General features: G+C 48.8%; 21 protein-coding genes and 1 other RNA gene. 17 read left to right on the top strand and 5 right to left on the bottom strand.

The genetic code is table 11. From position 1 onward, the window contains the following. The first annotated feature begins 97 nt into the window (after positions 1-97). The 6 genes from B160_RS0119010 to B160_RS0118980 all read left to right on the top strand — a co-directional run bounded on the left by B160_RS0119010 (position 98) and on the right by B160_RS0118980 (position 5339). Complete coding sequence (locus B160_RS0119010) at positions 98-682, top strand: TrmH family RNA methyltransferase (protein WP_018629517.1); 585 nt, start codon at positions 98-100, stop codon at positions 680-682. A 498-nt stretch (positions 683-1180) separates the two neighbouring features. Beyond that, on the top strand, positions 1181-1672 hold the full coding sequence (locus B160_RS0119005) for a YajQ family cyclic di-GMP-binding protein (protein WP_026309870.1): 492 nt from the start codon (positions 1181-1183) through the stop codon (positions 1670-1672). Positions 1673-1794: 122 nt separating this feature from the next. Then, positions 1795-2043 carry a type B 50S ribosomal protein L31 gene (locus tag B160_RS0119000; RefSeq protein WP_018629515.1) on the top strand — a complete coding sequence of 83 codons (249 nt, stop codon included), beginning with the start codon at positions 1795-1797 and terminating at the stop codon, positions 2041-2043. Between the two features lie 90 nt (positions 2044-2133). After that, positions 2134-3255: a hypothetical protein gene (locus B160_RS0118995; RefSeq protein ID WP_018629514.1), complete on the top strand. Its 1122-nt coding sequence runs from the start codon at positions 2134-2136 to the stop codon at positions 3253-3255. Further along, positions 3252-4013: a triose-phosphate isomerase gene (tpiA, locus tag B160_RS0118990; protein ID WP_018629513.1), complete on the top strand. Its 762-nt coding sequence runs from the start codon at positions 3252-3254 to the stop codon at positions 4011-4013. Before B160_RS0118995 ends, tpiA begins: the two co-directional genes overlap by 4 nt. Before the next feature lie 177 nt (positions 4014-4190). Next, positions 4191-5339, top strand: a complete 1149-nt coding sequence (locus tag B160_RS0118980) for a glycosyltransferase (RefSeq protein WP_083927733.1) — start codon at positions 4191-4193, stop codon at positions 5337-5339. Between the two features lie 152 nt (positions 5340-5491). On the opposite strand, the gene B160_RS0118975 is transcribed toward B160_RS0118980, so the two are convergent. The 4 genes from B160_RS0118975 to B160_RS0118960 all read right to left on the bottom strand — a co-directional run bounded on the left by B160_RS0118975 (position 5492) and on the right by B160_RS0118960 (position 10503). Continuing rightward, positions 5492-6208, bottom strand: coding sequence for a class I SAM-dependent methyltransferase (locus tag B160_RS0118975; RefSeq protein ID WP_018629510.1), 717 nt, complete (start codon positions 6206-6208; stop codon positions 5492-5494). Positions 6209-6236: 28 nt separating this feature from the next. Then, positions 6237-8033: an ABC transporter ATP-binding protein gene (locus B160_RS0118970; protein WP_018629509.1), complete on the bottom strand. Its 1797-nt coding sequence runs from the start codon at positions 8031-8033 to the stop codon at positions 6237-6239. 222 nt (positions 8034-8255) lie between these two features. Next, a complete protein-coding gene (locus tag B160_RS0118965) occupies positions 8256-9443 on the bottom strand; it encodes a sigma-54-dependent transcriptional regulator (protein ID WP_018629508.1) in 1188 nt (395 codons plus the stop codon). Positions 9444-9513: 70 nt separating this feature from the next. Next, positions 9514-10503 carry a pyruvate dehydrogenase complex E1 component subunit beta gene (locus tag B160_RS0118960; protein WP_026309868.1) on the bottom strand — a complete coding sequence of 330 codons (990 nt, stop codon included), beginning with the start codon at positions 10501-10503 and terminating at the stop codon, positions 9514-9516. A 260-nt stretch (positions 10504-10763) separates the two neighbouring features. Here B160_RS0118960 and B160_RS0118950 point away from each other — a divergent pair, with 260 nt between their 5' ends. Continuing rightward, positions 10764-11732, top strand: coding sequence for a YpdA family putative bacillithiol disulfide reductase (locus B160_RS0118950; RefSeq protein WP_018629505.1), 969 nt, complete (start codon positions 10764-10766; stop codon positions 11730-11732). Positions 11733-11990: 258 nt separating this feature from the next. On the opposite strand, the gene B160_RS0118945 is transcribed toward B160_RS0118950, so the two are convergent. Continuing rightward, entirely contained in the window at positions 11991-13178 is a 1188-nt protein-coding gene (locus tag B160_RS0118945) for an acetyl-CoA C-acyltransferase (protein WP_018629504.1), read from the bottom strand. A gap of 202 nt (positions 13179-13380) precedes the next feature. Here B160_RS0118945 and B160_RS0118940 point away from each other — a divergent pair, with 202 nt between their 5' ends. The 10 genes from B160_RS0118940 to rnpB all read left to right on the top strand — a co-directional run bounded on the left by B160_RS0118940 (position 13381) and on the right by rnpB (position 24194). After that, the gene (locus tag B160_RS0118940) at positions 13381-14601 is read left to right on the top strand and encodes an exo-beta-N-acetylmuramidase NamZ family protein (RefSeq protein ID WP_018629503.1); all 1221 of its coding nucleotides are present in this window, start codon (positions 13381-13383) and stop codon (positions 14599-14601) included. Between the two features lie 173 nt (positions 14602-14774). Continuing rightward, the gene (locus B160_RS0118935; RefSeq protein WP_018629502.1) at positions 14775-15575 is read left to right on the top strand and encodes a DUF3822 family protein; all 801 of its coding nucleotides are present in this window, start codon (positions 14775-14777) and stop codon (positions 15573-15575) included. After that, on the top strand, positions 15551-16096 hold the full coding sequence (locus tag B160_RS0118930) for an RsmD family RNA methyltransferase (protein WP_018629501.1): 546 nt from the start codon (positions 15551-15553) through the stop codon (positions 16094-16096). The genes B160_RS0118935 and B160_RS0118930 overlap by 25 nt, the downstream gene beginning before the upstream one ends. A 54-nt stretch (positions 16097-16150) precedes the next feature. Then, positions 16151-16720 (top strand): 5-formyltetrahydrofolate cyclo-ligase, encoded by a 570-nt coding sequence (locus tag B160_RS0118925; protein WP_157558132.1) that lies wholly within the window; start codon positions 16151-16153, stop codon positions 16718-16720. After that, a complete protein-coding gene (lpxK, locus tag B160_RS0118920; protein ID WP_018629498.1) occupies positions 16710-17795 on the top strand; it encodes a tetraacyldisaccharide 4'-kinase in 1086 nt (361 codons plus the stop codon). The genes B160_RS0118925 and lpxK overlap by 11 nt, the downstream gene beginning before the upstream one ends. Then, the gene (gene rnr, locus B160_RS0118915; protein ID WP_018629497.1) at positions 17792-19786 is read left to right on the top strand and encodes a ribonuclease R; all 1995 of its coding nucleotides are present in this window, start codon (positions 17792-17794) and stop codon (positions 19784-19786) included. The genes lpxK and rnr overlap by 4 nt, the downstream gene beginning before the upstream one ends. 169 nt (positions 19787-19955) lie before the next feature. After that, positions 19956-20921, top strand: coding sequence for a polyprenyl synthetase family protein (locus B160_RS0118910; protein ID WP_018629496.1), 966 nt, complete (start codon positions 19956-19958; stop codon positions 20919-20921). A 17-nt stretch (positions 20922-20938) separates the two neighbouring features. Continuing rightward, positions 20939-22657: an amino acid permease gene (locus B160_RS0118905; protein ID WP_018629495.1), complete on the top strand. Its 1719-nt coding sequence runs from the start codon at positions 20939-20941 to the stop codon at positions 22655-22657. After that, entirely contained in the window at positions 22638-23660 is a 1023-nt protein-coding gene (locus B160_RS0118900; RefSeq protein WP_018629493.1) for a Smr/MutS family protein, read from the top strand. The genes B160_RS0118905 and B160_RS0118900 overlap by 20 nt, the downstream gene beginning before the upstream one ends. Positions 23661-23767: 107 nt before the next feature. Continuing rightward, positions 23768-24194, top strand: an RNA gene (rnpB, locus tag B160_RS30800) — RNase P RNA component class A. Positions 24195-24319: the final 125 nt, after the last annotated feature.

Raw genomic sequence — 24319 nt, 5'->3', positions numbered from 1 at the left:
TGGCTGCTTTGGAGATTTGAATGTGCCTGCCAGGCGTAGCAGAGGCGGTTTCTGTAATTTGTATTTACATTTGCGGTTCACTATAAAATACCGATCAATGACCCATGAACGGAAAGAAAAGCTGGAGAATGTCATCCGCAAGCGGCAGGAAGGGCTCGGCATTGTGCTGGAGAATGTATTTGATCCGCACAATATTTCTGCTGTAATGCGCAGCTGTGATGCGGTGGGGATACAGGACGTGTACATCCTCAATACAAAGATACCCCGGCACAAAAAATGGGGCGCCAAAAGTAGTTCCAGTGCAGCCAAATGGCTTTCCATTCATCAATACGACAATGCTGCGGCGTGTTTTGCGGATTTAAGAAACCGGTATGATCAGGTATTCACCACACACCTCAGCTCCGGAGCGGAAACCTTGTATGACCTGGACCTTACCCAACGGGTCGCCCTGGTTTTCGGAAATGAGCGCAGCGGCGTCAGCGAGGAGATCCGCGTGCTTGCCGACGGCAATTTTATCATTCCGCAGGTGGGCATCATCCAGTCATTGAACATCAGTGTGGCCTGCGCAGTCAGTATTTACGAGGCATTCCGTCAGCGGAGTATGGCCGGACTGTATGACCAGCCCGCTGATTCTGAATACCACCGGCAATTGCGGGCAGAATGGGGGACGGGCGAAATTTAAGAATGTGGAAATTTGAGAATGTAACAATGTGGATCTTCCTTCTCATATTGACTATTCGCTATTCACCAACAACATTTTCGCCTGGTATTTTACATTTTCCGCAGGTCTCAGAAGCTGTTTAAAAACGATTCAGGAGCATCCTTATCGCCACAAGAAGGTTCCGGCTTTTTATTGCCTTTACTTAGGGCTTCGCTGTAGCCGCCATCTGTAAAAAGCGGGGTTCAGCGATCATTTTAGCAAAAGAGCATGGCCTCGAAAGATCCGGCAAGAACAGGTTTCAACCCATTTATAAGTCCAAAAGAACAACAGGGCGCCTTGGGCACGGATCATCATGCCCCGCGCCCATGACACTTATGAAATTAGAGCTTCGTTAAAGCCGTGCGAAAGCGCGGCTTTAACGACAACAATGCGCCGGATGGCGCTTATAAGGAGCATCAAAATTTTATTTTTAAACAGCTTCTTAGTACTTTTAAATTTTACATTCTAAATTCTTCAGATATGCCTTCATTTGATTTTGCCAGTAAAGTAGACGCGCAAGCGCTGGATAATGCCGTGAACGTGGTGGAAAAAGAGATCACGAACCGCTTTGACTTTAAGGGATCGCATGTGGTGATTGAACTGGATAAAAAAGCGTTCAGGATCAGTGTAGAGACCGAGGACGACATGAAGATGAAACAGTTGCTGGATGTATTGGTCAGCCGCGCCCACAAACAGGGCATTGCCCCGGAAGCTTTTGATCTGAGCAAAGAAGGGAACCAGGTCGGGAAGGCCTGGAAAAAAGAGGTTGAAGTACGTAACGGCATCCGGCAGGAAGATGCGAAAAAGATCGTAAAGCTGATCAAAGACGCGGGACTAAAAGTGCAGGCATCCATTCATGAGGATGTGGTACGGGTGACGGGGAAGAAGATCGATGACCTGCAAAGCGTGATCCAGGCGTCCAAAAGCTGGGAGCTGGGTGTGCCCCTGCAGATAGAAAATATGCGGAGTTAACGAGGGAAACCGGAAAATCAGAAATTAGTAATCAGAAATTAGCAATTTATCGTACCTTCGCACCTCAAATTTTATTAACAACCGTACGGCAAAATCCGTACAACCTTAAAAATCATATAGTTATGAAACAAGGGCTCCATCCGGAAAGCTACCGTTTAGTAGTTTTTAAAGACATGAGTAACGGCGATACTTTTTTAAGCCGTTCTACTGCAAATTCAAAAGAAACCATCCAGTGGGAAGACGGTAATGAGTATCCGGTTGTAAAACTGGAAATTTCAAGTACTTCACACCCTTTCTTTACGGGTAAAAATATGCTGGTAGATACGGCCGGCCGTATCGACAAATTCAAAAGGAAATACGCAAAAAAGTAGTCCATACAGTTTTTTACAATTTTACAGACCCCGGATCCCTCCGGGGTTTTGTTTTGCTCTCATTTCTGTTTATCTTAGGCGCCTCAATTTATGTGCGCAATCATTTTTACCCATAACTGGCATCAGGCAGAAAAATTGTTTCCCTTTAGTTTGACGACTGCAGCGGAAGATATGCCCGTGGGGATGCTGACCAACCGCCGGCGGTGGGAGCTTATCGTGCAAAAGGAATTAAAAAATGAGCCAGGCATGTATTGGTTCATTCCGGCCAACCTGCTGCCTTCCCGGCAGCTGATCGAACGGCTGCGATGCTTTTCAAAAGGGGATTTTATCATCCTGGCTAACGGGCAGCCTATTGGCTACGGGGAATCCGAAGCCGGTTTTTCCGGCGCGCTGGTGGCCGGTCTGCCCGCGGATGCTGTAGATTTTATAGAATACAGCTGGCAATTGTTTGAGCGGAACGCCGGGTTGCTGCATTTCGATTTTTCACTGCTGACAGATCAGGAGCTTTCCGCTCCGTTGGATGCGGGCAACCGTCTGGCGGGTGAAGAAAATATCTTTGTGGAAGCGGGTGCCGATGTACGGTTTTCCATGATCAACGCAACGGAAGGTCCCGTATATATTTCAAAAAATGCCTTGGTAATGGAAGGTACCTGCATTCGCGGCCCCGTATTTATCGGCGAGCATGCGGTGGTAAAAATGGGGACAAGGATCTACGGCGGTACCACGATCGGGGCCTTCTGTACCGTAGGCGGCGAGATCAAGAACTCGGTATTGTTCCCTTTTTCCAACAAAGCGCATGATGGTTATCTTGGCGATTCGGTGATCGGAAAATGGTGTAATCTGGGTGCCGGAACCAGTAACAGCAACTTAAAGAACACGGCCGGAAATATTCGTGTAACCTTGCCCTCCGGAACCTACAATGCCGGTATCAAATGCGGGGTGCTGATGGGGGATTATTCAAAAGCTGCAATCAATACCTCCTTTAATTCCGGAACCGTTACGGGGGTCTGTGCAAATATTTTTGGAAAGGGGCTCACCCCGAAATGGATCCCGTCTTTTTCCTGGGGGGATGATGCGGCAACAATATATGACCTGTCAAAAGCGTTAGAACACCTGGAGCGGTGGATGCAGACCAAAAAACAATCAATGACCGAAGCGGAAAAAGAGTTAATTACCCATATTTATAATCAAACAAAAACAGAGAAATCATGAGACAGCAAATAGCAGCGGCTAACTGGAAGATGAACTTAACGTATGTAGAAGGGCAACAGTTGCTGAAAGATATTCTGGATGAGCAGATTGAAACAAGCGAACATCAGCTGGTGATCTTTGGCGTTCCGTTCCCTTATCTGATGACGGCCAATGAAAAGGTAAACACGTTGAAGAATTTTTATGTAGCGGCGCAGAACTGCTCCAATAAAAAATCGGGTGCTTACACAGGGGAAGTTTCGGTAGAGATGCTGAAATCGCTGAACATCCGGTATTGCATCATTGGCCACAGTGAGCGCCGGGAGTACTTCAATGAAACGAACCTGGATATTTCCGAAAAGCTGGATCTGCTGCTGGGCGCCGGTCTGAAGCCTATTTTCTGTTGCGGTGAGCCATTGAGCATACGCGAAGCCGGTACGCAAAATGAGTATGTAGAAAAGCAGCTCAGGGAATCCCTGTTTCACTTATCTGCGGATGATCTGAAGCAGGTGATTATTGCTTATGAGCCGATCTGGGCCATTGGTACCGGAAAAACGGCCACTACCGAACAGGCCCAGGAGATCCATGCCTACCTGCGCTCCGTGATCGCAAAACAATACGGCCAGGAGATTGCTGATTCCGTGTCCATCCTCTATGGAGGAAGCGTAAAGGCAAACAACGCCAAAGAATTGTTTTCCAGCCCGGACGTAGACGGTGGGCTGGTTGGCGGTGCTTCGCTGGTTGCTGTGGATTTTGTGGAGATCATCAAAGCATTGAAATAGATCCCCGGATCTGTTTTTTTAGGGCATAACATTTTTTAAGTCGCGTTGCACGCTTGCGGTGTTGCTGTACATTACGGCCTGCCCGCAAGGGCGGGATGAAGACCGGGGAAAATGTTATGCCCTTTTTGATCCGCAAAACGGAAAATGGAATTGTTTTAAATTTGTTCAAATCTTTATATGCTTCGTGTTTTGTGGTTGTGCAGCTGGTATCCGAATGACCTTTCTCCCTTTGAAGGGGATTTTGTACAACGGCATGCGCGTACAACTTCGCTGGTGCATAAGATCGATGTGCTCAAAGTGACCCATGATCCGCGAGCACAAACGGTGCGAAAAAGCGTTGTTACCGACAAGCGTTGGCCGAACCTCACCGAAACATTGGTTTATTATCCTTATAAAGATCATGCCTGGTATAAGCCGGTTTCGTTTTACACCTGGCAGAAAATCTGCAGGCAGGAAGTAAGGAATTATATTGCGACTTATGGAAAGCCAGACCTGGTTCATGTACATGTGACCCTTAAGTCTGGTTGTATCGCCAGCTGGATAAAAAGGGAGTACGGGATCCCGTTCATCATTACGGAGCGGTGGTCGGGGTACAGCAATATCGTTAACGGAAACAGCTACCGGCAGCTTCCGTTTTGGTATAAACGACTCATACAGGCGTCCTGGAAGCAGGCATCGGGTCTGCAAACGCCTGCCGGTTTTTTGGGTGATGCGGTTGTTCAAAGAGGTTACCGGGGTAAAGTGTGTACGATCTACAATATGATCGACGCAAACATTTTCTACCATGTACCAAGGGCCGCTTCGGATAAAATGATTTTTGCGCATATTTCCAGCGGGGTAAAACTTAAAAGACTGGACCCGATCCTTGAAGTATATGAGCAGGTAAAAACGGACGCAACCCGTTTGATCGTGATCGGGCTGGACGAAGCATCCAATGCTGCTTACCAGCTGACGCATCCGGATGTGGAGTTTTTGGGAGTGGTGCCTTACGAAATAGTGGCCAAAACAATGCGGGAGCGTATTGATTGCCTGGTGGTGTTTAGCGAGGTCGAGATCTTTTCAAATGTAACGGCCGAAGCGGTTAGCTGCGGTGTGCCGGTAATTGCAACGCAAAACGGCGGTCTTGGTGAATATCTTGATGAGCGGAACGCCATACTGGTAGATCCGTATGACCCTGACACGCTTAAAAGGGCGTTGATAAAAATGATTGCGGAGCGCCGGAATTTTGACCGGCAGGCCATTGCAAAAAAAGCACAGGCATTGTTTTCGGTGGGCGCCATTACCGAGCAGATGGATGCCTGGTACCGGGAGGTGGCGGGGAAATAAACCATCGCTGTTCCGGATCAATATGAGCGGCTTATGACTTATTCTGGCTTATTGCCTCAATGGTTCTGAAAATATATATATTGAGCGGGTCTTTCCCGTTCTCCCTGAAAAGGCATCCCTGACCTGTCTGTTTATTTTTGGAGAATGCCCTTCTATCGGTACCGCGTTCTGAAATACATCCTGTGCAGCCTTTTAACGGCTTTTTGAAGCAGGGTGCGCCGGTTGCCCAGCGGTACTTTTTCAAACTCCTTTTTAGCGCTCAATACAAGAAAGACATAATCGTTCTCGTGCCAGATACCATAGGTCTCTAAAAAATCGAGCTTCAGGCCTGCCTGGTCGGCGCGGGTAATCAATACCGGGAGGTCAACCGGCTGATCGATGACCTGGAGGTCTTCAGCATTGTGTTTTATATGATAGGCAAGGTGGTCTGGATTGGGAATATGGATCAGTATGCGGGTACGCCTGCTGCACAATGCAGCCAGACGGGCGAGAAGCTCCGAATGCTGCGCCAGCGGAATGTGTTCCAGCACATCAAAGAGTGTAATGAAATCGATGTTCCCAGATCGGGGAGTATAATGTACAATATCGGCTGTTGCAAAGCTGACATTGGGATGGCGGATCTTTTGCCGGGCATATGCTATGGAGCCGGGGCTGATGTCAACCGCTTCAACGGTTCCTCTTTTAGCGCACCGGCATAGCAGATGGGTCAGTGTGCCTGTGCTGCAGCCGAGCTCCAGTACCGTAGAGCGTTTCTGCAATCCAAGCCTGATCATCCGCTTATACAGGCTATAGACCCGCTCATTGAGGCCCACCCGGATGTGGTAGGTTACATTGTCGTCATAAAAATCAATAATTGCTTTCTGGTCCATTGTGCCGTTTTTCGATATCAACAGCGCTCTAAAACTGTTGGTCTGCGATCATTTTTTTGAATACTTCCGATTTGCAGCTCAGCTCTTCAAAGGAGCCCTGCTCATAGAGGGTCCTGTTCTTCAGCAGGTAGATGGTGTCGGATCTTTTGATAGTGGCGAGGCGGTGCGCAATGATGATGATGGTACAATGACCATGCAGTCGCTCCAGGCTTGCCTGAATGATGTTTTCCGTTGCCGAATCCAGCGCAGATGTGGCTTCGTCCAGGATCAGGAGGCTTACCTCCTTATACAGTTCCCGTGCGATGGAAAGCCGCTGTTTCTGTCCTCCGGAAATGTAAATGCCGTTGTCGCCTACCTGTGTGTTTTCTTTATCCGGAAGCGCGTTTACAAAATCTGCCAGGGATGCCTGGTACAGGGCTTTATGGAAGCGCTCCCTGTTATCCGGAGTAGGCGGGTCAAAAAATGTAACATTATTAAAAATGGTATCACTGAATACAACCGGGTCCTGGGTGATATATCCGATCTTGTCCCGGTAGGCATTCAGATCAAGTTCATTGATAGGGGTGGCGCCGATCCATACATTGCCCGTAGTAGGTGGGATGAGCCCAATGATGACATTTGCCAGGGTGGTCTTTCCGGAGCCGCTTTCGCCAACAAAAGCGATGGTCTGGTTCCGGTTGATCTGCAGGTTGACCCCTTCCAGGATGGTCCGTTTACCGTATGTTACGGATACATCGGAAAGGCGGATACCGCTGATCACTACCGGATCTCCGGGAGCGGTGCGGGTTTCTTCTTTGAGCTGCCGTACCTGCCGGACGATCTCTGTAACCGAACGGATGCTGCCGTTGTTTTGGGCAAAAAATTGCCAACTGGTCTGCAACTGGCTGAGCTGTGAAAGGGAACGGTAGAACAATAAAAGGCTCACCAAAACCGTATTCTTATCGCTCTCCGGGAAAAAATAGAACTGGATGCAGAGCACGGCCCCGATGGCGATAATGGCTACGGGCTCTTTGATTCCTTCGGACAAAGCGCTGAAAGTGCCCATTTTGAAGTGCAGGGCTTCGGTTTCCTCAATCACTTTTTTCAGTTTCTGCATGTAGCGCTTAAAATAATTGGTGGCCTTCAGGTAACGGAAATGCGTTACGGATTGTATGAGATAGCTGTTGAAATCGTTCCCTTTTTTTGATGCGTGGGTAGAAAGCTTTTGGGTTTTGGAGAACAGCCGTTTGAAAATAAGATTGCTTAATGCCCCGCTGATGATGACCAGGGCTGCAAATTGCATGTTTGCCATAAATGCCAGAACATAATAGGTGGCGAGGATGCCCACATGCTGCATCGAATTGAAATAGGTGGTCATGGTATTGAACAGGCCCGTAATTTCTGTTGTAAGCGTGTTCTGGATCTTTCCGGCATTGAGTTTTAGGAAGCCGGTATAGGAAATATCATTCAGCGATTGCAGCAGGGCGGTGCGTATCTTGCGTATGAAGAGGAAACGCATCCGGGAAAGATAGCGCTGCTGTAAAAAACGGACGAATCCTTTTACCGAAAACGTCAGGATCACAAGGATAAGAATGCTCGTTATAGTAAAGGGAATACCGGCTGCCGAAAAGAAGTCAGTGAGGTAATGCATTTTCCCGGTGTAAAGCGCCTCTTCATTTCCGGCGCTGAAAAGCAATGTGAAGAGCGGAATGAACAGGGTTAATCCGATACCGTCCAGCAATCCCATAAGCACGTTCAGGCAGAGGTACAGATATACTTTATTGCCTAAAACGGAATGGTAGAACCGGAAATACCCCAGGAAGTTATGCTTAAAATTTACCTCCACTGCAAATGGTTAATGAATATATCTGGTGATGTGCCAAAAGAACATACTGTAAATTTATAGGTTAAATATCAATCCGGTGCAGTGCAGGGAGATAAACGTATGAAAATCGCCGCTTATTTAAGGGCGCTTCCTTTTTTGCAGATGAAAATACCGGCCCGGCAAGGATGCATCAATAAGCAGTCTTTCAGGCCGCATTTTTTTTGTTGTTGCAACAGGGCCGGTTTAACCGATGGCTACGTAGTTCTGCACGTCTGCGGCAGTGATGGTCTTTCCGCTCAGGATCACCAGCCGCTCCACAACGTTCCGGAGCTCGCGGATATTCCCGGTCCAGTTGTACTGCTGCAATGATTCAATGGCCCCTTCATCGATACCTTTTTTGGAAATACCGTAGTCTTTACAGATATCATCCAGGAACTGGTCTACCAGTAAAGGAATATCATCCTTCCGTTCGTTCAGGGAAGGAACGTTGATCAGGATCACGCTCAGCCGGTGATACAGGTCAAGGCGGAAGTTCTTGTCGTCCACTTCCTGAAGCAGGTCTTTATTGGTCGCTGCAATAACCCGTACATCTACGTTGATGTCTTTATCGGCGCCAACACGGGTGATTTTTCCTTCCTGCAGTGCGCGCAGTACTTTAGCCTGCGCATTCAGGCTCATATCACCGATCTCGTCCAGGAACAGGGTGCCCCCATTGGCCTGCTCAAATTTTCCGATGCGTTGCTTGATAGCTGAAGTAAAAGATCCCTTTTCATGCCCGAATAATTCAGACTCAATGAGTTCTGTTGGTATGGCGGCACAGTTTACCTCAACAAGCGGGCTGTTGGAGCGACTGCTCAATTCATGGATCCACCGGGCTACCAGTTCCTTTCCAACCCCGTTGGCGCCTGTTACCAGCACCCGGGCTTCCGTGGGAGCAACCTTATTGATGGTTTCTTTAATTTTTTGGATAGGGGCAGAGTTGCCCACGATCTCCTGTACTTTGGATACCTTTTTGCGCAGTACCTTGGTTTCCGCCACCAGGGATGTTTTCTCCATGGCATTGCGGATGGTGATCAGCAACCGGTTCAGGTCGGGTGGCTTTGAAATAAAATCATAAGCTCCTTTTTTTACGGCTTCCACTGCTGTTTCGATGGTGCCGTGCCCGGAGATCATGATGATGGGAATATCAGGTGCAAGGGCATTGGCTTTTTCCAGGAACTCGATGCCGTCCATTTTGGGCATTTTAATATCGCACAAAACGGCATTAAACGCCTTTTCCGAAAACAACTTCAGACCCTCTTCTCCATCTGTTGCTTCCGAAATCCGGTAACCTTCAAACGAAAGGATCTCAGAAAGCGTTTTTCTTATAGATACCTCGTCATCGATGATCAGGATCTCATGTTGATGATCGTTGTTTTTATTCTTAGCCACAGGATTATTTTTGTTTCAATCAGGATACGCATGGCCGGCTTTTCAGAAAGCTTCTATGCTTCAACGGCGGTTATTTCTTCAGATACATTACTTCTTTCACCAGCTTTACGGTTCTGGGTACGTCGGGCAGCGCCGCTGCCACCAGGTTCGGGGCATAGTGCAGGGGTGCATCAGCAGCAGTAATTCTGCGGATGGGTGCATCCAGGTAATCGAATGCATCTTTTTGAACCCTGTAGGATATTTCAGAAGATACGGAAGCAAACGGCCATTGTTCTTCTACGATAACCAGCCGGTTCGTTTTACGTACGCTGGCAAGGATCGTTTCCATATCCAGCGGGCGGATCGTTCTGAGGTCAATCACCTCTGCACTTATGCCTTCTTTTTCCAGTTCTGCAGCCGCGCTGAGCGCTACTTTCATCATTTTATTAAAAGAAATGATGGTTACATCTGTTCCGGGTCTTTTCACATCGGCCTTACCCAGCTCAATATAGTATTCTTCTTCCGGCACCTCCATTTTATCACCATACATCACCTCGCTTTCCATAAACATCACCGGGTCTTCTTCGTAACGGATGGCCTGCTTCAAAAGACCTTTGGCATCATAGGGAGTACTCGGAGACACCACCTTGATGCCGGGAATATTGGCATACAGGGCTTCAAAGGCTGTGGAGTGCTGTGCACCCAATTGACCGGCAGAACCATTGCCTCCCCGGAAAACGATCGGGCAGGATATTTGCCCACCGCTCATTGCCAGCATTTTAGAAGCGGTATTTAAAATTTGATCCAATGCGAGAACGGCAAAATTCCAGGTCATGAATTCTACAACCGGGCGAAGACCATTTTGGGCCGCACCTACGCCAACAGCGGTAAATCCCAGCTCGGAAATGGGCGTATCGATCACTCTTTTTTCACCAAATTCGGCCAGCATTCCCTGGCTTACTTTATAGGCGCCATTGTATTCAGCTACTTCCTCACCCATCAGAAACACGCGTTCGTCTCTTCTCATTTCTTCGCTCATTGCCTCTCTGAGGGCTTCTCTGAAAGCTATACTCCTTGCCATATTTGTAATATTGTCGTTTTAAGAGTGGCAAATTTAAGTGAGATACGGCAGAATACCAAAGAAGGCAAGGGCGTTCGCTTTTTTCGGTTGCTGCTCTTTTTTTTGGTGCCCGCCGAACGGTCAGGATTGGTTTCCGGCTATAGCGGAAGGGGGCAAAATTCCGGACTGCTGCGGCGACCCGTATGGCTGCTTTTGAGCGGCGCTGCACTATGCATGCCGTAAAATTTGGGATTTGAACGCTGATCCTTGAAATTTGCAGAATGCAACATTTTTCGATCGTTATCATCGGGGGTGGCCCTATTGGGCTGGCTTGCGGTATAGAGGCGCAAAAGGCCGGCCTGGATTATGTGATCTTTGAAAAGGGGAGCCTGGTGAACTCGCTGTATCATTACCCGGTAAACATGACTTTTTTTTCCACATCGGAGCGGCTGGAGATCGGCGGAGTGCCCTTTGTATCCAATAACCCCAAGCCGGTCCGGAATGAAGCGCTGGAATATTATCGCCGTGTAACCGGTTCCTTTAACCTGAATATACGGCTGTTTGAGCCCGTGGAGCAGGTTTCGCGGACGGTTGATCTGTTTGAAGTGGTCACGTCCAAAGGTACCTGCACGGCTGATCATATCATCATTGCCACCGGCTTTTATGATATTCCGTACCTACTGAATGTGCCGGGGGAAGAGCTGCCAAAAGTGACGCACTATTACAAAGACCCGCATTTTTATGCGTTCCAGGATGTGATTGTGGTAGGCGCTATGAATTCGGGGGTAGACGCTGCGCTGGAAACCTGGCGGAAGGGCGCGCGGGTGACCATGGTGGTGCGTGGGCCCGAGATCGGTACCCGGGTCAAATACTGGGTGCGCCCGGATATTGAAAACCGGATCAAGGAAGGATCCATCACCGCTTATTTTAACGCATCGGTCAGGGAGATAAGAGAAGATGAAGTGGATATTGATACCCCGGAAGAGATGATCACTTTGAAAAACGATTTTGTGATCGCGGCAACCGGTTACCAGCCCAACCTCCAGTTCCTGAAACAGATCGGGGTTATGCTGAGCGATGATGCCGTAAAGTGCCCGGTGCTGGATCCGGATACCCACGAATCGAGCGTAAAAGGAATTTACCTGGCCGGTGTGATCTGCGGGGGGATGAACACGCACCGGTTGTTTATTGAGAACTCCCGGGAGCACGCGGTGAAGATCATAAATGCCATTAGCAGAAAGCGATCATAAAATGACTTTTGTTGCGGGTTTGACCTCATTTCTTACTTGATGTTAACGTAGTCTTGAATGCTGAATCCCGCTTTCCGGTTCTAACCGTTTGCAACTATGTAATCTGAAACAGTAAGTTTCAAACTATAGGAAAGTGAATGATAATTCAGGCCGATGCTTTCCTGTATAATGCGCCCAACAGCTACTATCGGGATGATAGCCGTTTCGGCCAACGGGCTATTACGGATAACCAATCGGTATTAGCACATGCGCAGATTTTCAAATTATATTCTCGATCACCATCGCGCTGGCACCACCGCCGCCGTTGCAGATGCCGGCAGCACCATACCGGCTGTTTTGTTGTTTTAGTATGTGGATCAGGGTCACGATGATGCGCGCACCGCTGGCACCCAGCGGATGCCCGATGGATACGGCACCTCCGTTCACATTTACTTTTGCCGGATCCAGTTGCATACGCCGGGTATTTTCAATGCCCACCACGGAAAATGCTTCATTCAATTCCCAGCAATCAATATCGGTCATTTGCAATCCTGCCTTTTCAACAGCTTTAGGCACCGCAAGCGAAGGCGTGGTCGTAAACCATTCCGGAGCCTGCTCGGCGTCGGCATAGGCCAGGATCCGGGCAATGGGCTTTAATCCCAGTTCATCGGCCTTTGCCTTGCTCATCAGCACCAGCGCCGCAGCTCCATCGTTCATAGTACTGGCGTTGGCCGCGGTAACCGTTCCCTCTTTTTTAAAAGCAGGTTTAAGGGCCGAAATTTTATCAAACTTCACATTGAAGGGCTCTTCATCCTTTGAAAAAATAACGGGATCGCCTTTGCGGGAAGGGATTTCAACAGGGATCACTTCCGCATCAAATTTCCCGGCTTCCCAGGCCGCCTGGCTTCGCCGGTAGCTTTCGATAGCAAATGCGTCCTGCTCCTCCCTCGAAATGCCGCATTCGCCGGCGCACAATTCAGCTGCCATACCCATCGCTTCGCCGTTGTACACATCGGTCAGTCCATCCTTTGCCAGGCCGTCGATGACTGCCCCGTTCCCGTATTTATTGCCCCAACGCATTTTGTCGAGGTAAAACGGAACATTGCTCATGCTTTCCATTCCGCCGGCAACAACGATATCCGCATCACCGAGTGCAATGCTCTGTGCGGCACCCGCGATCGCCTTCATACCGCTGGCACATACTTTATTCACCGTAGTGCAATTGACCTTATCCGGCAGCCCGGCAAATTTTGCGGCCTGCCGTGCAGGGGCCTGACCCAGGTTGGCCTGCAGTACGCAGCCCATCAGCACATCTTCTACCAGGCTGGACTGAATGCCGGCTTTTGCCAGCGCCCCTTTAATGGCGGTAGCACCAAGCTCTGTGGCGCTGAGCTCTTTTAAGGTTCCTCCAAAACTGCCCAGCGGGGTGCGTACGGCAGCAATGATATATACTTCTTTTGGTAACATCCGTTGTTGTTTTCAACAAATGTAGGGGATTTTTCTTTTTATTAACGGGTGTTAGTGTTTTGCGGAAAGGCAGGAGCAGGCAGCGAGTACGAAGGAGGGTTGCCAGGCATCTTTTTGCGTTATTGTGCGTAATAATGCTGTTTTTTCTAAAGGAAGCCGTATTTTAGCTATTGTCCGATTTTAATTTTATAAACGAAACTACATGAAGCTTCTATTCTTTAACCTGCTGCTGATCGCTGCAGGTATTTCCTGTGCCACGGCCCGGGTTGCCGGAACGCAGGCCACGCAGCCGGAACAAGCCATCAGGACCGGTGCTGATCAGACAGAAAAATATATTCCGTACCTCACCGGAAAGCGGGTGGCGGTGCTGGCCAATCCTACCACAAGGATCGGCGACAAACATCTTGTAGACAGCTTGCTGGCCCGCGGTATAAAAATCGTAAAAGCATTTGGCCCGGAGCATGGCTTTAGGGGTGATGCCGATGCAGGTGCGTCCGTAAGCGATGCTGTGGATGTCAAAACCGGTATCCCGGTCATCTCCCTGTACGGTAAAAAGAACAAACCTTCCAAAGAGGACTTGGCGGATGTGGACATCATGATCTTTGATGTGCAGGATGTAGGTACCCGTTTTTATACCTATATCAATGTAATGGGACGCATCATGGAGGCCTGTGCAGAGAACCACAAGGAATTACTGATCCTGGACCGCCCCAATCCGAACGGCTACCTGGTAGATGGCCCGGTACTGGACATGCGGCTGAAATCCGGTATCGGCGCCTATCCGATACCGATCGCTCATGGTCTTACCATTGCGGAGCTGGCGCAGATGATCAACGGGGAGGGGTGGCTGCCCCATAAGATGAAAGCGCAGCTTAAGATCATTCCGGTAGCGCATTATACGCACGACCGGCCCTATACATTGCCGGTGCCGCCTTCTCCCAACCTGAACACGCAGCAAAGCATCCTGTTGTATCCCTCACTTTGTTTATTTGAGGGAACCATTGTGAGCCAGGGGCGGGGCACCTATTATCCGTTTACAGTGCTGGGCGCCCCGGCGTTGAAAGGAAAGTATGATTTTTCCTTCACCCCCGTAAGCATTAAGGGAATGAGCGCCACCCCGCTGCATAAAGATCAGACCTGTTATGGTCTGGACCTGCGGACATACGACATGACGGACCTGATCCGTGAGCGGAAGATCAATATCCGGTGGATGATCGACCTGTACAACGCCTACCCCAACCGCTCAAAGTTCTTCGACAGAACGCAAAGCAACCAGATGGGTGATATTAATAAGCTGGCAGGTGTGTACGATTTTAAAAAGCAGATCATCGAAGGGAAATCAGAAGCGGAGATCCGCAAAAGCTGGGAGCCGGGGCTGGCGGCCTATAAAAAAATGCGGGAAAAGTATTTGCTGTATCCATAACGGTGTTCAGTTTTTGAGAATGTGAAAATTTGAGAATGTGGAAATGTAGGGGAGATAAAATTGGATCTGATGTAAAATTTTAAACATCGGACGGGCCATATCGATTCCTGCCGCATGACATTAAATCTGAATCAAAAATTTTATGTACGTTTGCTCCCTTAACAAGAAAGCAAGTGCAGGCGAGATTTGAAATAGACGGAACGCATTTTGTAGATGCAGAGAACAGTGTTTTGGCCGTTCAGGCCGGGCCGGGTTATTTAGCTTACGCAGTCTGTGACGCATTGGGTTCAAAGTTGGGAGCACTGAAATGGTATTCGACCGAAAAAAGCAGCCCGGACGAAATATTGCCGGACATTCCCCAGGTCCAAAAAAAGATCATCGCCTTTGATTTTCCCGCATACACCCTGCTGCCTGCAGCGCTGAATCAGGGCGATAACAGTGCCTTGCTGCACCTGGCCGGGGGAGACCCGCAGGACCATATCCTGAATGAGTATATCGGAGATGATATTGCCCTGAATTATTCCGTGCCTTTTGTGCTGTTGAACAAATGCATTCAGCATTTGCCGGGTGCAGCCTATTGGCACCTGCAAAAGATCCGTGTTACCGAAGCCCTGGGCGATAAGACAGCGGCGGTTATAACGGTCAATTTTATTGATAACGCGTTTTCTGTGGTCGCTGTAAAGGACGGGGTGCTGCTTTTGGCACAACATTATACTTACCGCGCTCCGGAGGATGTATTGTTTTACCTGCTTAAGATTGCCGGAGTTCATGGGCTGCCGCAGACAGAGGTACAGCTGCATATATCCGGACTGATAAATGCCGACTCGCGGTTGTATAACATGCTGTATGCTTATTTCCTTAATGTCCGGCTGATGGATGCCGGCTGGTTAGAAGCGCCCTCGCCCCTGTACCCGGCACACTATTTCACCACCTTAAAACAGGTTGCCCTATGCGCATTATCGCCGGTGATTTAGGCGGGCGGAAGATCCATCCGCCGGCTAAAATGCCTTATACCCGGCCTACTACCGACGTTGCCAAGGAAGGGCTTTTTAATGTGCTGCAGCACCGGATCAGCTTTGATGGGATCAAGACGCTCGATCTTTTTGGCGGCACCGGCAGTATCAGCTATGAGCTGGCCAGCAGGGGCGCGGCAGACCTTACAATTGTGGAAAAGGACAATGCGATGTTTGCGTTTATAAAAAAAACGGCAGCGTTCCTCAAAATAGAGAACATGAAATTTGTAAAGATGGATGTTTTCAAATACCTGGAGACCTGCTCCATCGCGTATGATTTTATTTTTGCGGGTCCCCCGTATGCGCTTGCCACCATCGACGAGCTGCCCCGGATCATCATCGAAAAACAGCTGTTGAAGGAAAATGGCTGGTTTGTGCTGGAACATACACCTAGGAATGATTACAAACCATTTGAAAAATACAGTTTCGAAAAAAATTACGGCACCACCATTTTTTCCGTTTTTATCAACCGGCCGGTGTAGGCTCCCCGGTAATGAAAACGCATGGAACCTCGCCTGTTTTTTGTACTTTTGCCAATGCTAAAGTCGGAAGCAAGAACCGTATATCTGCAAAAACGCGCCCAGCTTACCTTAAAACAGCAGGCGGTCTGGGATGACCTGCTGCTGATCAGGGTTCAGCAACTGCCCATGCCGCCGCTGCATTCCGTATTTAGCTATGCTGCCATTGCACGGCGTAAGGAGATCAGCACCGATGCCATTTTAGGATATCTTGAATTCCGGAATCCCGGTGTTCGGTTTGCCTATCCGGTTTATGATCCTGTTTCTTCGGTCATGAATGCCATTTGGGTTGATGACGAAACCCTGTTTTCCATCAACGAGTTTGGCATCAGCGAACCGCAGAACGGCCCCGTTGCACATCCCCGGGAACTGGATCTCATATTTGTACCGTTGTTGTGCTTCGATGAGCGGGGGTACCGGGTAGGATACGGAAAAGGCGTCTATGACCGGTATCTGAAAGAACTGCGGCCGGATGCAATGATCGTTGGATTAAGTTACTTTGAACCGGTACCGCGGATTGCCGATACCGATAAATTTGACGTACCTTTAAATTATTGTATCACGCCGCAAAGGATTTATGAGTTTTAAGAACGTCATCAGAAAAAAAAACAAATTACTTTTACCCATTTCTTGGCTTTATATTGCAGGCGTTCGCATCTTTAGCTTCCTGTACGATTCGGGGATAAAGAAAAGCCATTCTTATCCGTTGCCGGTGATCTGTGTCGGCAATCTTTCCGTAGGCGGAACCGGTAAATCGCCGATGGTAGAGTACCTGGTGCGTTTGCTGAAAGACCGTTACCGGCTGGCAACTATCAGCAGGGGATATGGCCGGAAAACCAAGGGCTTCCTGCTGGCCGGCAGCACTGCAACCGCTGCCACCATCGGAGATGAGCCCATGCAGTTTTACACGAAGTTTCCGGACATTACCGTTGCTGTTTCTGAAAAGAGGACCGTAGCGATCGAAACATTGCTCCGGACCTTAAAACCGGAGGTCATCATTCTGGACGATGCCTTACAGCATCGCGCTGTTACCGCCGGGTTAAATATACTGCTGACCGCATACGATAACCCGTTCCCGCGCGACAATTACCTGCCGGCGGGGCAATTGCGGGACCTGAGATCCCACTACGAAAGAGCCGATTGTATCGTAGTAACAAAATGCCCGGCTTTGCTGACCGCACAGGAACGGCAGGCCATTACGGAGGAGATCCGGCCCGTTGCAGGACAGTCCGTTTTTTTTGCAGCACTGCAATACGGACAGCCATATCCTGTTTTTGGAGAGCGCAGCTGGGCACCCGGGAATATGGATGCCCTGCTGCTGGTGACCGGTATTGCAAACCCGGCGCCTTTGCGGGCACAGCTGGAACAATATGGAAAAGCGATCCGGGAGTTTTATTTTGAAGATCATTACGAATTCCGGAAGGAAGACCTGTCCCGGATCCTGAAAGCATACACGGCATATAAAAAAGGAACTGTTGCGATCATCACCACAGAGAAAGACAGCGTTCGCCTTGCTAAATTCCGTGAAGAGCTGGCATCCGTGACATTGTTTGTACTGCCGGTGCGCCATAGCTTTTTATTGGACGGGAGCAAAAAATTCGATACCTTGATTAAAGAATTTATTCAAAACTTTGAAAACCCACAAATACAAACGTATCTATGACAAAAAAAATAAAGAAGAAAAAAAATAAATCGTCTTCGGGCAATGAACAACTGCTGAAGGGGACCCTCGAAGTGACAAAATCCGGAAGAGGGTTTGTGATCGTTCCGGGGCAGGAAGAAGATATTATGATCCGCCCGGAAGACATCCGCAATGCAATGGACGGGGATGTGGTCCGTGTAAAGCTGACATCCGGTTATGATGCAAAGCTGAAAGGCAAGATCGTGGAAGTGGTGCAGCGCAACCGTACCGAATTTATCGGAACGCTGCAGCTGAGCCGGGGATTTGGGTTTGTTTTGGGTGATAAGGAGCGGGGTCTGCCTGATATTTATATACCGGAGGAGGCACTGAATGGCGCCCTGAACGGGCAAAAGGTAGTAGCCAAAATGCTGCGCTGGGAAAAAGAGGATAAACGTCCGGTGGGTGCCATCGTTTCGGTACTGGACGAAGCGCATGCCGGCGACATCGCCATGAAGGAAACCCTGCTTGAGAAAGGATTCCCCCTGTCTTTTTCTGACGAAGCAATGGAAGTGGCCGGCCGCATACCGGATACCATTACAAAAGAAGACCTGGCAAAGCGGAAAGACATCCGCAATGTCCTCACGTTTACGATCGACCCGGAGGATGCGAAGGATTTTGATGATGCGATCTCCTTCCGGGTGCTGAAGAACGGCAACTATGAAGTAGGCGTGCATATTGCCGATGTGAGCCACTATGTGGTTCCGGGCACGGCGCTTGATGAAGAAGCTTACCAGCGGGCCACCTCTGTGTACCTGCCGGACCGGGTAAATCCCATGCTGCCCGAGCATATATCCAACGTATTGTGTTCCTTAAGGCCCAACGAGGATAAGCTGACCTTTTCCGCAATCTTTCAGCTGAATGAGAAAGCCGAGGTAAAACAGTACTGGCTGGGAAAAACAGTGATCCGGTCCCAAAGACGGTTTACATACGAGGAAGCGCAGGAGATTATAGAAACCGGGGCGGGTGATCATGCAGAAGTGATCTCGATCGTCAATAAACTTTCCCAGCGGCTGCGGCAGAGCCGTTTTGATGAAGGGGCCATCAACTTTAATTCCACCGAAGTACGCTTTAAGCTGGACGAGCACGGCGTGCCTACCGGGATCGTATTAAAAGTAAGCAAGGAGGCACACCAGTTGATTGAAGAGTTGATGCTGCTGGCCAACAAATACGTGGCCGAGGCTGCTTCCAAAGTAAAGATCAACAATAAAACCTTACCGTTCCCCTACCGGATCCACGATACGCCGGATGAGGAAAAACTGTTGCCCTTTGTGGCGTTTGCCCACAAGTTTGGTTATAAATTTGACATTTCCAGTGCCGAGACCATTGCAGCCTCTTTTGATAAATTGCTAAAAGATATAAAGGGCCGGCCGGAAGAAGCGGTGCTGCAGCAACTGGGGATCCGCACCATGGCCAAGGCAAAATATACTTCCTCCAATATCGGTCACTACGGACTTGGGTTTGAGAATTATTGCCATTTTACTTCGCCCATCCGCCGTTATCCCGATATCATGGTGCACCGCATCCTGTTGGAGATCCTGGAGGATAAAGCAAAAATCGATAAGAAGCTGGAGGAGAAATGCGGGCATTGCAGCGAGCGCGAAAGGGCAGCCATGGAAGCCGAACGCAGTGCGAACAAGTACAAGCAGGTCGAATACATGCAGCAATTTGTGGGAGAAGAATTTGATGCCATCATCAGCGGGGTTTCCAAGTTCGGTTTCTGGGCCGAGACGGTAGATCATCTGTGCGAAGGAATGGTAAGCATGACCAGTCTGGCAGACTATGATTCGTTCAAACATTCAGAAGCCGATTATGCCATTATCGGCATGCGTACCGGTACCCGGTTTACCATGGGCGATAAAGTACGTATACAGGTAGTAGCAGCAAATCTTGAAAAGCGCTATCTGGACTACCATTGGGTGCAACCCGCCACATCAAAAGCGCCGAGAAAAACGGGAGGGAGGAAAAAGAAATAAACAGGCCTTATATCGTACGCGATCTTTACCGGCCACCGGTCATCAGGCAGCCACAGGGTGATATTCCGAACCCGGAAGCCGGATCTTAATATTTAGCATTTAGTACTTAGAATTTGGGATTTATAGTTTAGGATTTTACATTTGATATTTTATATTTTCCGGTTGAATCATGCATACATTCGAAGAATTATCCGCGTTGTTTTCCGAAACATTTGGAAAAACACATTTTCCGCGGGAGCCACATACCTTGTACGAACCCAATAACTACTTCTTATCAATGGGGGGAAAAAGGCTCCGGCCCACATTGTGCCTGATGGCAAATGAGTTGTTCGGGGAGATCAGTCCCGACGCCTGGAATGTGGCCACCGCCATCGAGCTGTTTCATAATTTTACACTGATCCATGACGACATCATGGACAAAGCCCCTTTACGGCGGGGTCAGCAAACCGTTCATACCCGGTACAATGGAAGCACGGCCATCCTTGCAGGCGATGTAATGATGATCCGGGCATATGAATATATTTCGGGGATCGACCTCTCACTGGTGCAACGGATCCTGGAGCTGTTCAATCATACCGCTGTTGCCGTTTGTGAAGGGCAGCAGTTAGATATGGATTATGAACAGCGAGACCGTGTAACGATGGAGGAGTACCTGGAAATGATCACCAAAAAGACATCCGTCCTGCTTGCTGCCAGTCTGCAGATGGGAGGCATCCTCGGGGGCGGAAGCTACGGGAACCTCGATCTTCTGTACCAGGCGGGCAAAAAGATCGGCCTGGCCTTCCAGGTGCAGGATGATTACCTGGATGCCTTCGGCGATCCTGAAAAATTCGGCAAACAGGCCGGCGGCGACATCCTCGCGAATAAGAAAACATTCCTGCTGATAAAGGCCCTGGGAGATGTACGCGGAGCACAAAAAGAGGCGCTGGATCAGTTGCTGGCCGGGAATGATCCGGAAAAGGTGAGCAAAGTGATCAGCATTTACCGGGATTGCAAAATTGACGACTGGGCCATTGAACTGAAACACCGGTTTTTAAACGAGGCCCTGCAGCATTTTGATGATATGGCTGTGGTCTCTAAACGGAAAGCACCCCTCAAAACCCTTGCCCAGCAATTGGTAAAGAGGGAGCATTAACCATAAAATCGATTCATATGCCAAATCCTTTACTGCGGAAAAAATCGGTGACGGTGTTGTTAAAAGAGGCCGAAAGCGGCTTAACAGATACGCACGGTTCCGGTCTGAAAAAAGTATTGGGAGTAAGGGATCTTACCGCACTGGGCGTTGCGGCGGTCATCGGGGCCGGCGTCTTCAGCAGCATCGGCAAAGCTTCAGCAGACGGAGGGCCGGGAGTGGTGTTCCTTTACGTATTCACAGCTGTGGCTTGCGGGTTCGCCGCCCTTTGTTATGCACAGTTTGCTTCAATGGTTCCGGTTTCCGGAAGTGCCTACACCTATTCCTATGTGGCATTTGGTGAGATCTTTGCGTGGATCATCGGTTGGGATCTGCTCATGGAATATGCCATCGGCAATATTGCGGTTGCCATATCCTGGAGTGATTATTTTACCCATCTTACCAGTAAGGTAGGACTGCATATACCCGACTGGCTGACGATGGATTATATGACCGCCAAACATGGTTTTCTGGAAGCCGGAGCACAGGGCATCAGCAGCGTGGTGGCGGGAATGGATCCCATGCTGGCAGAAAAGGTGGGGGCCTGGGTCAACGCCCCCCGGATCGGGAACTTGCGGATGATTATGGACCTGCCTGCTTTATTCATCGTGGTCGTCATAACCTATATTGTCTTTGTAGGCATCAAAGAATCAAGGAATGCCAGCAATCTGATGGTGGCGCTCAAGCTGGCTGTCATTTTTGTGGTGATTGTCCTGGGAGCTTTTTATATAAATCCGGATAACTGGTCGCCATTCACCCCCACGGGCGTTGGTGGCATCCTGAAGGGTGTTTCCGCTGTTTTTTTTGCATATATTGGCTTTGATGCCATATCCACTACTGCTGAAGAATGTAAGGACCCGCAAACGGATCTGCCCAAAGGGATGATCTATTCGCTCATCATCTGTACCGTGCTCTATGTATTGCTGGCCCTGGTGCTTACCGGTATGGTCCCTTATACCACCCTGAATGTAGGTGATCCGCTGGCCATGGTATTTGACGCAAAGGGTCTGAAGTTCATCTCTGCCGTTGTGGCCGTCAGCGCCATTTTTGCCACCGCAAGTGTATTGTTGGTTTTTCAGATGGGGCAACCCCGTATATGGATGAGCATGAGCCGCGACGGGCTGTTGCCCAAAGCTTTTTCAAGGGTACATCCCCGGTACAAAACGCCTTCTTTTGCAACGGTTGTTACGGGCCTGGTGGTAGCAATACCCGCTTTATTCCTGAACCTGGAAACCGTTTTGGCTTTAACCAGTATTGGAACGTTGTTTGCATTTGTACTTGTGTGTGGTGGCATCCTCGTGCTGGACAACCGTCCCGAGAAGCCGGTATCTAAATTCAAAGTGCCTTATGTAAATGGCCGGTACATTGTTCCCGCGTTGTTTTTAGCGGCATTGATCCTGGTTATAAAGAATGCACCACAGCATTTTAGCGATATTCTGACGGTGGAAAAATTCCCCATGATCCTTTTCTGGATCGTATTGCTGATAATAACCGTGTTTTCTTATATAAAGAAATTTTCGCTGATCCCCGTACTGGGAATGATTTGCTGTTTTTACCTGATGGCCCAGGAAAGTCATTCTAACTGGTTCCGTTTTTTGATCTGGCTGGGCATCGGGTTGATCGTTTATTTTAGTTACAGCCGTTTTAACAGCAGACTGGCAAAGGATACATTGACAAAAAATGAAATATCAGATAGGTGATAAAGTATTGATCCTTCATTCGGACGAAGAGGGTGTGATTGTTGATTTTATCAACGACAAAATGGTAATGGTGGATGTAAGAGGCGTGAAGTTTCCGGTGTACCTGGACCAGATCGATTTTCCCTATTTTAAGAACTTTACGCAGAAAAAGAAACGGCCGCCGGAAAAACCCCGCCGGTTTGTGGATGATCTCAAAAAGGAGAAAGCCACCCCTCCGCGGCAGGAAGACGGCGTGTGGCTGAGCTTTCTGCCGGTTTCAGATACGGATGAGTTTGGCGATGAGGTAGTAGAGTTGCTGAAGGTGCACCTGGTAAACAATACGCGCACCGGTTATCATTTTAAATATGCGCTCGGTTTTTTTGGCGATCCTGAATTTGAGCTGAAAAATACCGTTCTGCCGTTTCAGAACTTTTACATTCATGATGTTCCTTTTGAGGATATGAGCGACAGCCCGTCCTTTGAGCTGGAGTTCTCGCTTTCGCAACCCGATAAACAAAAGGCGACCCACTTTGAAACCTCCGTTAAAATAAAGCCTAAGCAGCTATTTGCGAAGATTGAGGAACTGCGGCAAAAAAACCAGGCTGCATTTTCTTATAAACTGTTTGATACGTACCCTGATAAAGCTCCGGAGGAAAACCCCATGGAGGCATCCCTCAGCAAATTGAGCGAAAAATTTAAAGTATACAATGCAAAGGAGGCCCGCCGGCATCTGGATCCGGCAAGGAGCGTAGTGGACCTGCACATCGAAAAACTGACGGATGATCCTTCAGTGATGAATAATTTTGAGATGCTGACATTGCAGCTGGATACCTTTGAAAAATTCTATAATCTTGCTGTAGCCCACATGCAGCCGATGCTCACCATCATCCACGGCGTGGGTACCGGCAAGCTGCGCAATGAGATCCACGATGCGCTGCGATTAAAAAAAGAGGTCAGCTATTTTGTAAACCAGTACCATCCTTCCTATGGATATGGGGCTACCGAGATTCATTTTAAATATTGACGTATTATGGATATGGCACTACCGGGATCCATTTCAAATAGGAATGTATTATGAATGAATCATTTATAATGAGTTTTTTCATTCTGTGTTTTAATTAACTTTGCAATGTTACAAGCCGGGTTATCGCCTTTCGCCTGGCGAAGGGAGGAAAGTCCGGACAGCGCAGAGCAATACACCGGTGAATAGCCGGGTACCGGTATTCCTGAAAAGGGAAAGCGGTAACAGACAGTGCCACAGAAAATAACTGTGGCGCCATTGGCGCCATGAGGGTGAAAACGTGAGGTAAGAGCTCACGGTGTCCCGTAGTAATACGAGACGCGGGTAAACCTTGTATGCTGAAATACCATGTAAATCCTGCTTTTTAAAACGGGAACCGTTTTAAAATGTGAGCGGCTCGTTCACAAGGGTATATCCTGGCGGGAAGGGTAGGTAGATGGATTCATTGAGGTAACTCTCTGAACAGATAAATGATAACCATTTTGTCATGCTGAGCATGGCAAAGTACAGAATCCGGCTTACAGGCTTGTAACTTTTTTATTCTTCTCTTTCGCCGCCTGATCTGCGCGGCTGCCGCGGGTATTCAGATAATCTGATCCGGTAATATCCGGATATTCAATCAGCCGGAGATTCGCTGATTATTTTCTTTTGCTGTATTCATC

Origin of the sequence: Niabella aurantiaca DSM 17617 (genome assembly GCF_000374125.1) — a bacterium.
Lineage (GTDB): Bacteria > Bacteroidota > Bacteroidia > Chitinophagales > Chitinophagaceae > Niabella > Niabella aurantiaca.
This window is presented reverse-complemented; position numbering and strand designations above follow the sequence as displayed.